The 12304-nt window shown below is 66.2% G+C and carries 9 protein-coding genes and 1 riboswitch; of the genes, 7 read left to right on the top strand and 2 right to left on the bottom strand.

Annotated elements, in window-relative coordinates:
- Nucleotides 1-110: 110 nt before the first annotated feature.
- Nucleotides 111-1424 carry a hemolysin family protein gene (locus BLR29_RS23655; RefSeq protein ID WP_092140210.1) on the bottom strand — a complete coding sequence of 438 codons (1314 nt, stop codon included), beginning with the start codon at nucleotides 1422-1424 and terminating at the stop codon, nucleotides 111-113.
- 402 nt (nucleotides 1425-1826) lie between these two features.
- Between BLR29_RS23655 and BLR29_RS23660 the strand changes: the two genes are divergently transcribed.
- The 4 genes from BLR29_RS23660 (at nucleotide 1827) to BLR29_RS23675 (ending at nucleotide 6534) form a co-directional block, all read left to right on the top strand.
- On the top strand, nucleotides 1827-2705 hold the full coding sequence (locus BLR29_RS23660) for a helix-turn-helix domain-containing protein (protein ID WP_092140212.1): 879 nt from the start codon (nucleotides 1827-1829) through the stop codon (nucleotides 2703-2705).
- Between the two features lie 68 nt (nucleotides 2706-2773).
- Nucleotides 2774-2935: riboswitch (FMN riboswitch) on the top strand.
- 126 nt (nucleotides 2936-3061) lie between these two features.
- Nucleotides 3062-3760: a 3,4-dihydroxy-2-butanone-4-phosphate synthase gene (gene ribB / locus BLR29_RS23665; protein WP_092140213.1), complete on the top strand. Its 699-nt coding sequence runs from the start codon at nucleotides 3062-3064 to the stop codon at nucleotides 3758-3760.
- A 216-nt stretch (nucleotides 3761-3976) separates the two neighbouring features.
- Nucleotides 3977-4579 (top strand): surface-adhesin E family protein, encoded by a 603-nt coding sequence (locus BLR29_RS23670; RefSeq protein WP_092140214.1) that lies wholly within the window; start codon nucleotides 3977-3979, stop codon nucleotides 4577-4579.
- Between the two features lie 167 nt (nucleotides 4580-4746).
- Nucleotides 4747-6534: a mechanosensitive ion channel family protein gene (locus tag BLR29_RS23675; RefSeq protein ID WP_092140215.1), complete on the top strand. Its 1788-nt coding sequence runs from the start codon at nucleotides 4747-4749 to the stop codon at nucleotides 6532-6534.
- Here BLR29_RS23675 and BLR29_RS23680 read toward each other — a convergent pair.
- Nucleotides 6519-6920 (bottom strand): RT0821/Lpp0805 family surface protein, encoded by a 402-nt coding sequence (locus BLR29_RS23680; RefSeq protein WP_092140216.1) that lies wholly within the window; start codon nucleotides 6918-6920, stop codon nucleotides 6519-6521. The genes BLR29_RS23675 and BLR29_RS23680 overlap by 16 nt on opposite strands.
- A 257-nt stretch (nucleotides 6921-7177) precedes the next feature.
- On the opposite strand from BLR29_RS23680, the gene BLR29_RS23685 reads away from it, so the two are divergent.
- The 3 genes from BLR29_RS23685 to mdoH all read left to right on the top strand — a co-directional run bounded on the left by BLR29_RS23685 (nucleotide 7178) and on the right by mdoH (nucleotide 12246).
- Complete coding sequence (locus BLR29_RS23685; protein WP_092140217.1) at nucleotides 7178-7555, top strand: hypothetical protein; 378 nt, start codon at nucleotides 7178-7180, stop codon at nucleotides 7553-7555.
- Nucleotides 7556-8158: 603 nt separating this feature from the next.
- Nucleotides 8159-9670, top strand: coding sequence for a glucan biosynthesis protein G (locus BLR29_RS23690; RefSeq protein WP_176861049.1), 1512 nt, complete (start codon nucleotides 8159-8161; stop codon nucleotides 9668-9670).
- Nucleotides 9643-12246, top strand: coding sequence for a glucans biosynthesis glucosyltransferase MdoH (mdoH, locus tag BLR29_RS23695; protein ID WP_092140225.1), 2604 nt, complete (start codon nucleotides 9643-9645; stop codon nucleotides 12244-12246). Before BLR29_RS23690 ends, mdoH begins: the two co-directional genes overlap by 28 nt.
- The last annotated feature ends 58 nt before the right edge of the window (nucleotides 12247-12304 follow it).

A 12304-nucleotide genomic window follows, 5' to 3' on the forward strand; every position in this document is an offset into this window, starting at 1 on the left:
GTCTGCAAGACCCAGGGTGGAGTCCCCCGGGCGGCCAGCAAAGGTGGCGCGGAAGGGCGGGCGGACGCGTGGCGCGCCCATCGCCCCGGTATACCGTTAGCGGTTAGCGGTTAGCCCGTGGTTTCGGACTCGGGACCGTCTTCGAGGGGGACCCGGGAGGCAAGCACCTTGTCAATGCGCTTGCCATCCATGTCGATGATCTCGAATTTCCAGTCAGCCCATTGCACCATGTCGGTTGTCTGGGGCAGCCGGCCCAGCAGCAGGAGCAGCATGCCGGACAGCGTGTGATAGCGCTCCTTGTCTTCCTCTGGCACGGCGCGCAAACCAAGCCGGTCCTTGAGTTCGGGAATGGGGATCAGGCCGTCGAGGAGCCACGTGCCGTCATCGCGTTGCACTGCCCACTCCTCGCCGGCCGCGTCGGGCTTGAATTCACCCGTGATGGCCTCGATCAGGTCCTGCAGGGTCACCAGGCCCAGCACCTCGCCGTATTCATCGATAACGAACGCGATCTGTCCGCCCGACGATCGGAAATTCTCGAGCAGCTCCATGCCCGTCACGCTTTCCGGCACGAAGACCGCCGGCTGGAGCACGGTCGTCAGCTCGGCCTTTTCGCCGCGCAGATGACGCGCCAGCAATTGGCGCGCGCTGACGACGCCCAGGATGTCATGCATGCCGCCACGCACCACCGGGAAGCGCGAGTGATCCGTTTCCTCGATGCGGCGCAGGGTTTCCTCTTCGCCCTGTTCGATGTCCAGGAAGACGACGTCGCCACGCGGCACCATCAGCGAAGCCAGCTGGCGGTCGTCGAGGCGAAACACGTTGCGCACCATGGTGTGCTCGTGATGCTCGATCACGCCTGCCTCCGAGCCTTCCACCAGCAGCGCGTGGATTTCATCTTCCGTCACGGCGGGGCCGCGGTTGGTGTTGACGCCCAGCAGGCGCAACATCAGCCGCGTGGAGCCGCCCAGCAGCTTGACGAACGGTGTGGACGCCACGCCGAGAAACGCGATCGGACGGGACACCATGCGCGCAATGGCTTCCGGTGCCAGTTGACCAAGGCGCTTCGGCACCAGCTCGCCCAGCACAATCGAGAAATAGGTCAGGCCTGCCACCACGATGGCGGTGGCGACATAGCCGGAGGTGGTGGCGGATAGCCCGAATCCCTGCAGCCAGCCGCCGAGCGGCGCGGCAAGCGTCGATTCACCGACCACGCCGTTCAGCACACCGATCGACGTGATGCCGATCTGCACCGTGGAGAGGAAACGCGTGGGGTCCTCCCCGAGCTTGACGGCCTCCATGGCGCCGCGGTCGCCGTCGTCTATCAGTCGCTGCAGCCGGGCCTTCCGGGCCGTGACGAGCGCGATTTCCGACATGGCGAACAGGCCGTTAAGCAGAATGAGCGCCAGTAATATGGCAATTTCCATCAGGTTGCACGCCCTATGCGCGCAGGTATTGAAAAATCAGAGCATACCATCCGACTATGACGTTTCTCGTCGCCGGTGACGCAGGCGTCACTGTCGGAGCGCCAGCGGCGTGCGCCGCCGCACGGTGGCGGCATGCGGCTACCGCCGCCGCTGCGGCGGGTAGCGGCAGCGAGGGAGGCGCAGGCAGGTCGATGCGCAATCAAGCACGGATCATGCCGTGGTCGGCCGGATACTTCGCCCGAGTGCGGCGCCATGTAGGTGCATCTTAGAAGTCATATGCCACCGTCGACATGCGACGAATCTGAAAGGGCGTCTTCCTTTATCGCGGCTCCCCTAGCTGACTGCTGGTGATTACCTTGGAGGTAGTCGTCACGCGGCCATTGGCGTGCTGTAATGTGAGCCATGGATACCCTGACGCCTGGCTCCGAAGCCGCCCTCGATTTTCCCGGCCTGCTGCGTTACTGGCGTGGCAAGCGTGGCTACAGCCAGCTGGCGCTGTCGCTGGCCGCCGGGGTTTCCCAACGTCATATCAGTTTCCTGGAATCAGGCCGGGCGCGGCCGAGCCGCGAGATGGTGCTGGCCCTGGCGGAACGCCTCGGGGTGCCGCTGCGGCAGCGCAACCGGCTGCTGCTGGCCGGCGGTTTTGCGCCCGCATACAGCGAACATGCGCTGGCGTCGCCGCCCATGCAGATGGTGCGGCAGGCCATTGCGCTGATCCTCGCCAAGCAGGAACCGTATCCCGCCGCGGTGCTGGACCGATTCTGGAACCTGGTCGATGCCAACACGGCGTACCGCCGCATGCTGGACAAGCTGTTGGCCGGCCGCAGGCCTGCATCGCTCGACACCAGCGGCCAGCGCATCAATCTGATGCTGTCCGTCTTCGACCCGAATGGACTCTGGCCAGTGATCGAGAATGCGCGCCAGGTGGGCCGCTACCTGCTGCGCCGGGTCTGGCAGGAACTGCAGGTGCAGGCGCACGACCAGACCGCGCGCGAGATCTTCCGGCGGATCGCCGAATGGCATCCGGACATGGTGGGGCCGGGCGGCGTGCTGCTGGGCGAGGACGACCCGGCGGACGGGTCCCCGCCACCGGTTCTGCCCGTGGCCCTGCATGCCGGCCGCTTCCGCGCGTCGCTGTTCTCCACGCTGACCACGCTGGGCATTCCGCAGGACGTCACCTCGCAGGAACTGCGCATCGAGTGCTTCTACCCGGCGGATGAGGCCACTCGTTCGATCTTCGAAGCGATGGCCGAGACCCCGTCGCGGACATCGCGACCGTAGCCCTGCCGGAAAAGCACAGTCGTGCTAAGATCGCCCGGCCGCCGCGGAAGGCTTCCACGGCGGCATCGTTACGTCTTCAGGGCGGGGTGAAAGTCCCCACCGGCGGTATGGCGCACGCGTCCACGACGCGCTGCGACGAGCCCGCGAGCGCCCGCACTCTCCGTGCGGGGTCAGCAGACCTGGTGAGAGGCCAGGGCCGACGGTCATAGTCCGGATGAAAGAAGATGGGCGGAATCCGCATGGCCTCATGCGCGCGCAATATCGTCCGTTGCGTGCGGCGGGCCGTCGCTGCTTTTCGCTGATCGTCCCCTGAAACGCCCATTGACCATATGCACGCCTGTGCACGGAGCGTTTCAATGCTGACCCTTACTCAACCTACCCAACCTGCTCAAGCTGTATCCCCCCTTGTCACACCGCCGGCATCGGCCGACGTCGACCCGCGCTCGCTGGATGAACGCATCGCCCAGGCACTGGACGCCATGCGCGACGGCCGTCCGGTGGTGCTGCTCGATGACGACGACCGCGAGAACGAAGCAGACCTGATACTCGCCGCCGAGCGCCTGACCACGGCCAATATGGCCATGATGATCCGCGAGTGCAGCGGCATCGTCTGCCTGTGCCTGACGGCCGAGAAGGTCCGCCAGCTTGGCCTGCGCCCGATGGTGGAGAACAACCGCAGCCAGTACGGCACGGCCTTCACCGTGTCGATCGAGGCGCGCGAAGGCGTGACCACCGGCGTGAGCGCGGCGGACCGCATCACGACCATCCAGGCCGCGATTGCCGACGATGCCGGCACGGACGCCGTGGTCAGTCCGGGCCATGTGTTCCCGCTGGTGGCCGTCGACGGTGGCGTGCTGGCCCGCCGCGGCCACACCGAGGGTTCGGTGGAACTGGCCCGCATGGCTGGCATGGCGCCCGCTGCCGTACTCTGCGAGCTGATGAACCCGGACGGCACCATGGCGCGCCGCCCCGAGGCGCTGGCCTTCGCCGAGACGTATCAGCTGCCGATCCTGACCATTGCGGACCTGGTCGCCTGGCGCGAGATCCACGGCTGATTCCACGCGGCTGATGCAAGGCTGCCGATTCGCCATGGGGATCGATCAACTTGTCCGGCACGCCTGACTGGGTGCGGCTGAACATCGGTTGGCGGGTTATGCGCCGCGCGCGACCTGCCTTGTTCAGAGCGGAATCTGACAGCTCGCAACGTGGAGGCGCATACACGCTGTGCGACAATGCGGGCTGCCTTTTCCCGTCATGACGAGGGTGTCCTCATGTTTTTCCGCGTGTTTTCGCGCCTGGCCCTGGTGGCCGGCGCGTGCTTCAGTGTCGCTGCCCAGGCTGGTCCGGACAGCGCATCTTCCCTCGCTACCTTTCCCGCTTCGCCGGCCGGCACAGCCTCGAGTGTCCAGGGTCCGGCCGCTGCATCGGGCCAGTACCAGTGCCCGGGCGCGAGCGGCGGCACCGTGTTGCGAGCTTCGCCGCGCGACGGCTGCGCACTGGTCTCGGCGCCCGACCCCGCAGCCCCGGACCCGCAGCGCTGGTTGCCACTGATGGGCGCCAACGGCATGATTTCCTATTTCGACCAGACGACGGTACGCCGCCGGGGTCCGGAGGTGGGTGTGGTGCTGGTCCGCAATGCGCCCGCGGGCGTGATCCGGACCACCAGCGGCGAGACCATTCGCTCGTCGCTGAAGCGCCTGGTGCTGAATTGCGCGACATCGATGTACGCGGTGGTCGAGCAGACGCTGTACAGCAAGCGTTATGCGCGTGGGGATTCGCTCTATACGATCCGCGCGCCTCAGGCTGGCATGCCGCAACCGGCGGCATCGGGCAGCATCGCCAGTCAGCTGATGAACCGGCTGTGTCATGGATGACGGCCGGCACCGTGGCTGACTTGGCGCGTCATGCGCGCTGTCTCGATGTTGGCGCTGTGCGATGGCGGGTGTGACAAGGCGGCATGAAACAGGAAGAGGGGCTTCGGCCTCTCTTTTTTTTCGCCTTCAGGCTATGCTTGGCGCTAGGCACCACTCGGGAAACGGACATGGCGACGCAAGCGTGGCGGTGGCAGGGATCGGGAGGCTGGCGGGTGGTCATTGCCGTCGTGGCGATGCTTTGCGGCGTCGTGCAGGCGGCGAGCGCTCCAGCCGTGTCGGCATCACCCGTTGTGCCTGCGCCTGTTGCGCCGGCCCGTGAAGCGCCCGCCGAGCTACGCCTGATGAACCGGCCGATCGTGACGCTGCGCGCGACGGTCGGCGGCGCCGACCCGGCCACACGCGTAGCAAGGGCGCAAGCCACATTCGACGCCTTGTCCGAGACGCAGCTCTCGCTGCCACTGGGCCGGATTGCCGGCTCGCTTGGGGATGTGAGCGGCGTGGCGTTCCGCCTTGGCGACCGGCTGTTGTTCGCGCTCACGGTGGGCGACCTGGATCAGGCGGAAGGACTCGCCGTCGACGTCGCCGCGGCGCAGGTGCAGGCACGCCTGCAGGCCGCCATCGATGCGCGACGCGCGCAGATGTACTGGCCTAACCTCCTGCGCGGCGCGCTGCTGTCGCTCGCCGGGCTGACGTTGCTGGTCGGCCTCATCTGGGGCATCGGCCGCGCCCGCAACCGCATGCGCACCCGGCTCCAGCAGGCCCTCGATGTTCACCTGAAACGCCGCGCCAGCGGCACGTTCGACTGGACGGGCGCGGTGTACCAGCTCGTCAGCCGCATCGTGCAGATCCTGGCGGTGGGCTCGGTGTTCGTGCTCGCGTTCCTCTGGCTCCAGTTCGCGATGGAGCAGTTTCCGCTGACCGAGCCGCTCGGTGACCGCATGGGCGTGTTTATCGTCGGCCTGCTGGCGAATATCGCGATATCGATGGTGGAGGCAATTCCCGGCCTGGTCACCGTGGTGGTGATCCTGCTGATCACGCGCGCGGTGCAGCGGCTGGTGGCCAACATCTTCGTGGCCGTGCAAAAGGGCCAGGTCACGGTGCCGGGGATGCACCCCGAGACCGCGGGCGCCACGCGCCGTGTGGCGAGCGTGCTGATCTGGGTGCTCGGGTTCACGTTTGCCTATCCCTATATTCCGGGCTCGCAGAGCGATATCTTCAAAGGGTTGTCGGTGCTGCTGGGCTTCATGGTGACGCTGGGGTCGGCCAACGTGGTGAACCAGTTGATGAGCGGGATGGTGGTGGTCTATTCGCGCGCGCTGCGGCGCGGCGACATGGTGTGCATCGGGGACACGGTCGGCACGGTGGCGGGGCTCGACGCGCTGTCGGTCAAGGTCATCAACCTGCGCAATGAGGAGGTGACGCTGCCCAACGCCGTGGTGGTTGGCAGCGCGATCCATAACTACTCGCGCCACGGCACCGCGCGCGATGCCCGCGATGCGGAGCAGGGTGCGCTGATTTCCGCCACCGTGACGATCGGCTACGACACGCCGTGGCGGCAGGTCCACGGGATGCTGCTGGAGGCCGCCGGACAGGCCAGGCATGTAGTGGCGGAACCCACGCCGTTCGTACTGCAGCGGGCGCTACAGGACTTCTACGTGGAATACGAACTGTTCGCCGCGATCGATCATCCGCGCAATCGCTTTCACGCGCTGTCGGCGCTGCATGCGGGAATCCAGGATGCCTTCAACGCGTACGGTGTCCAGATCATGTCGCCGCACTTCATGGACCAGCCGTCCCATACGATCGGCGTGCCCGAGGCGCGCTGGTTCGAAGTCCCCGGCAATGCCGACATCGATCCGGCCGCGCATGCCCGCCGCAGTGCGGGGCCTGCGGCCGGGCGCGTGCCGGACCCTGCGCCGGCACCCGAACACGGCGACGGTCAGTCAGCGACTTGACGCGCCTTCCAGGTGCCGTCGGATTGCTTGCAGAACCAGCCGGACCAGCCTTCCGTGGCGCTGCCCCGCTTCAGCTCGGATTTCAGCCTGCGGCAGGTCTGGCCCTTGTCGGTCTTGGTGGCGATGGGGGTGATCGTGCCGTCGACAGCCTGGCGGCGGCCGGCGGCGGGGTAGTGCCATTCCACCGTCTGGTTGTCCGCGGTGTCATTCAGCGCCTTGCGTACGCTCACTGCCACCGAGGCGGCTTCCTGCTTGGTCAGGGTGCCGATGATGCTGCCGGACAAGTAATTGTCGAAGTAGGCAAGGGCGGGCTGTGCGGCGCCAAGGAGGAGCGCGCAACCCAGGCTGGACGCGAGGGCAAAGCGGGAGATGCGCCGGGCTTGCATGGCAATTCCTTGTGATCGTGAATGACGAGGCGATTGTAAGCGCGCGGGCGCCGCTTGCGTGCGATCCAAGGCAGTTGGCGACACATTCGCAAGGCATCGCGGTGCAGCAAATTTCCCGCCGCAGCGCAGTTTGACAGCCAGCCGGCCCTGACCTAGCGTGGAGTGTTGCCCCTGCGAGAGGGCGGCCGCCTGATGCCGGGCGGCCGGCGCGAGGGGCATGGGCCATTCGCCTGCCCGGCGAGAGAAGGAGTCCGGCCATGAAGCAACGCTACCTGATCCTCGGCCTGATACTGGCCGCCGCCGCTGGTGCCGCCCAGGCCCAGTCGCCAGCCAGGACTGGCAAGTTCGACACCTACACGGACGGTGCTCGCGACAAATACAACCCCTATTCGGACGGCGCGCACACGGGCAAGTTCGACGCCTATACGGACGGGGCCCGCACCGATAGCGTGAACTCGCTGAACCCGGGTGTGCGGACCGACCAGTTCGAACCCATCGACAATGCCAAGGGCACCGCCCAGAAATACGACAACTTCTCGCAGGGCATGCGTAGTAGCGGCACGTTCGACACGTACGGCGAAGGCGCGAAGTCCGAGAAATTCAATCCCTTTAGCGATGGCGCGAACAAGGAATAGGAACGAGCAAGGGACAGGAGCGAACGAGGGATAGGATCTGGCAGGCGCGCAAGGAAAGCGGCGGCGGATGGCGGACCGGTCGGGGCCCGAACGGAGCGATGCGGTACGGTGTCCCGTCGGTGAGCACCCGTCGTCGGGGTGACGGCCTCGGCGCCGGCTCGACGGGTAGTCGCGATGGCGGGTCGGCGGTCAAGTGACGCCGCCGCCCGCAAACGCTGCGGCGGAGCGGCTTCGAGCCGACTAGGTTGACATTTTGTTTCAAACGTTGCGGCACCGAAACGTGACTTTTAAGGCTCGAATTGTTAAGGTTTCGCATCGCAATGCAACAAGGTGGATACGGTCAATGGCGATGGTCCCTGATTGACCGCTTCGCGCATTGAATCGGCGCGGATGCTCCAGTCACCCGGCTGGTCCGTCTCTTGCTCTGGTTGTCCGCGTTGAGGTTCGTGCCATCGGCTGCCATATCTGGCGAATCGTCACGGGCTTCGCGCTTTCTATCCACCTCCCACCCACCTTTATCCGGCCTTCATGACCGCAATCACGACGTCGCTCAGCCCCGCCCACCCCCCGATTGCCGCGCCTGCGCGTCGATTACCGGGGCTGATGACGGGACTGGGGCGCTGGGTCGGCGGTGGGGTGCTGGCCGTGATGGCGCTGACGGCGCACGCGTTCGATTTTGAAACCGTGGCGGCGCGTGCGCGCCAGCTTTCCACTTCGCCGTACAAGCCCGCGGCGCAGAACCTGCCGAGCGAACTGCGGGAGCTGTCGTACGAGCGCTACCGCGAGATCGAATACAAGCCCGAGCGCTTTGCCTGGCGCGGTGCGCGCCTGCCGTTCGAGCTGTCGTTCTTCCACGAAGGCATGGTGTTTGACCAGCCCGTCAAGATCAACGAGGTCGTGGGCAACAGCGTCAGGGAATTCCGCTTTGATCCCGCAGCCTTCAACTACGGTTCGCACAAGGTCGATGCCACCAAGCTCAAGGGCCTTGGTTTTGCGGGATTCCGGCTGATGTATCCGCTGAACCAGGGCAAGCGCAAGGATGAACTCGCCTCGTTCCTGGGGGCCAGCTATTTCCGCGCGCTGGGCAAGGACCAGTGGTACGGCCTGTCGGCCCGCGGCCTGGCGGTGGACACCGCACTGAATTCGGGGGAGGAGTTCCCGCGTTTCGTCGAGTACTGGATCGAGCGGCCGTCGGCCAACGACAAGCAGATCACCGTCTACGCACTGATGGATTCGCGCCGCATGAGCGGGGCTTATCGCTTCGTCATCAAGCCTGGCGACGAAACCGTGATGGAGGTGAAGTCGCGGCTGTTCCTGCGCGAGCACGTCACCAAGCTGGGCCTGGCCCCGCTGACCAGCATGTACCTGTTCGGCGAAAACCAGCCGTCGATGACGACGGACTTCCGCCCCGAGGTGCATGACTCCGATGGCCTGTCGGTCCAGCTCGGCACCGGCGAATGGGTCTGGCGCCCGCTGGTCAACCCGAAGCGTCTGCTGGTGACGTCGTTCGCCGCGACCAATCCTCAGGGCTACGGCCTGATGCAGCGTGACCGCAGCTTCGACAACTACCAGGAGATCGGTGCGTGGTACGAGCGCCGGCCGAGCGGCTGGGTGGAGCCCAAGGGCAATTGGGGCACCGGCCGCGTGGAACTGGTGCAGATCCCGACCCCGGACGAAACCAACGACAACATCGTGGCGTTCTGGGTGCCGGACAACCCGCCCAAGCCCCGGCAGGCATTCGACTACGAATACCGGCTGAAATGGCAGAAGGACGGCGAGAACCTGCCGCCGCTATCGTGGGTCACGCAGACCCGTCGCGGCCAGGGGCTCACGCGCAAGCAGGATGACACCAGCTTCTCGCTGGTGGTGGATTTCGAAGGTCCCGCGTTCAAGAAACTGCCCGAGGACGCACGGCTGGATCCGATGGTTTCGGCGGACGCCAATGGCGAGCTGCTGAAGACGACGGTCCGGCGCAACGACGCCACGGGCGGCTGGCGCATGACGATGTACATGCGGCGCAAGGACGAGAACAAGCCGGTTGAGTTGCGCGGCTATCTTCGCAACGGCAATACAACCCTATCCGAAACATGGAGCTACATCTTACCCCCCGGCTAAAGCAGCGCCCGGCCCAGGCGGCAGCATGCGAGCGCTATGTCGATCGCCTGCCGGCCTCGCCCGAACTGCGTAGCGAACTGCTGGCCGATACCCCGATGCCCCCGGTGGCGAGTGTTCCCACCGACGGCATCGAGGCGCCTTCCGCGATGATCCAGCTGCAAACGCGGCTGGCCGGCCGCGATCCCAAGGATCAGGAAGGCATCGACTTCAGCCAGCGCAGCACGCCCGGTGGCGCCACTTATGCATCCGTGAGCCGCCGCTTTTCAATGGCCTACGGCAATCCGCAGACCGATGGCGAGCCGCTGCTGCAGCGTCGCGAAGATGGAACCGTCCGCGTGGACACCGGCCCGGAGCCGGCGCGCGAGTCGATGGTGCCGCGCCAGTGGCCCCCGCACGTGGTGACGGGCGGACTGCGCAACCTCTGGCGCAAGATGACGGGCCGTCCGCCGATCCCCGAAACGTGGGACACGCTGCACGACGGCCCCGACGCCGAAGGCAAATGGCATCCGGCCGGCTCGCATCGCCGCTGGTTCCTGCTGGCGCTGGTGATCGGCCAGACCGCAGTGGCCACCTATTTCATGGCCAAGGTGCTGCCGTACCACGGCGCCGATCCGCTCGAGATCGCCATCCTGGCACTGTTCGCCATCCTGTTCTCGTGGGTGTCGGCCGGTTTCTGGACGGCGATGATGGGCTTCCTGGTGCTGGCCAAGGGGGGCGATCGCCACCTGATCTCGCGCAGCGCCGCGCCGGATGCCGCGATAGACCCCGCCGCGAGGACGGCGGTCATCATGCCGATCTGCAACGAGGACGTGACACGCGTCTTTGCCGGATTGCGGGCCACCTACGAATCGCTCGAACGTACGGGCGAACTCGCGCACTTCGATTTCTTCGTGCTGTCGGATAGCGGCAACCCCGATCTGCGCACGGCCGAGCACGACGCGTGGATGGAAATCTGCCGCGCGGTTGGCGGCTTTGGCCGCATCTTCTATCGCTGGCGCCGGCATCGCGTGAAGCGCAAGACTGGCAACGTGGCGGACTTCTGCCGCCGCTGGGGCAGCAAGTACCGCTACATGATCGTGCTGGATGCCGACAGCGTGATGAGCGGCGACTGCCTGGCCACGCTGACGCGCCTGATGGAAGCCAACCCGGGCGCCGGCATCATCCAGACTGCGCCGTTGGCCGTGGGCCGCGACACGCTCTATGCCCGCGTGCAGCAGTTCTCCACGCGTGTCTATGGCCCGCTGTTCACGGCGGGCCTGCACTACTGGCAGCTTGGTGAATCGCACTACTGGGGCCACAACGCCATCATCCGCATCAAGCCGTTCATGGAGCACTGTGCGCTGGCGCCGTTGCCCGGCAAGGGGCCGCTGTCCGGTGAAATCCTGTCGCACGATTTCGTGGAAGCCGCGCTGATGCGACGTGCGGGCTGGGGCGTGTGGATTGCCTACGATCTGCCGGGCTCGTTCGAGGAGCTGCCGCCGAACCTGCTGGACGAGGTCAAGCGCGACCGGCGCTGGTGCCAGGGCAACCTGATGAACTTCCGCCTGTGGATGAAGCAAGGCTTCCACATGGTCCACCGCGCGGTGTTCCTGACCGGCATCATGGCGTATCTGTCGGCTCCGCTGTGGCTGCTGTTCCTGCTGCTGTCCACCGCCGCGCTTGCCAAGCATGCGCTGGTGCCGCCGGAGTACTTCACCCAGCCGTACCAGTTGTTCCCGACCTGGCCCGAGTGGCATCCCGAGAAGGCGCTGGCACTGTTCTCGGCCACCGCCACGCTGCTGTTCCTGCCCAAGCTGCTCAGCGTGCTGCTGCTGATGAAGGATGCGCGCCAGTATGGCGGCGTGGTCCGGCTGGTTATTAGCATGTTGCTGGAGATGGCGATGTCGGCGCTGCTGGCACCGACGCGCATGCTGTTCCATACCAAGTTCGTGATCGCGGCCTACAGCGGCTGGGGTATTTCGTGGAAGTCGCCCCCGCGCGAGGACGCCGAGACCACCTGGGGCGAGGCGTTCCGCCGCCATGGCTGGCATACGCTGCTCGGTCTGGTGTGGGGCGGTGGCGTGTACTGGCTGAGCCCGGGCTTCATCTGGTGGCTGCTGCCGATCGTCGGATCGCTCGCGTTGTCGATTCCGCTGTCGGTCATGCTGTCTCGCGTCTCGCTGGGCCGTGCCGCCCGCAGGGCCGGCCTGTTCATGATCCCGGAAGAAACGATCGTGCCGCGTGAGATCGTGGAGACCCAGCAGCATGTGGAGGGTGCGCAGGACGTGCCGGGCTTCGTGGATGCGGTGGTTGATCCGGTGACCAACGCGCTGATGTGCGCCACGGCCACGGCGCGCAAGATCCAGCCAGAGCCGGCAAGGCTGCAACATGCCTCGCTGGTCCAGCACGCGCTGACCCATGGTCCGCAATCGCTGTCGGCGGCGCAGAAGCATGTCCTGCTGGGCGATCCGTTTGCCCTGTCCAGGCTGCATGAACTGGTGTGGGGATCGCCGCTGGCGGATGCCGCGTGGAAGGAAACCCGCGTGCTGATGCGGCGTGCGGCCAACGTGTTGCCGCTGCGGCCCAGGGCGGCCTGAGGCTGGCCGGCTACGGCGGACGTCGCATCGCAGCAATCGGCGAGGCAGGCGAGCCGCA

The sequence above is a fragment of the Cupriavidus sp. YR651 genome (assembly GCF_900101625.1).
Classification (GTDB): Bacteria; Pseudomonadota; Gammaproteobacteria; order Burkholderiales; family Burkholderiaceae; genus Cupriavidus.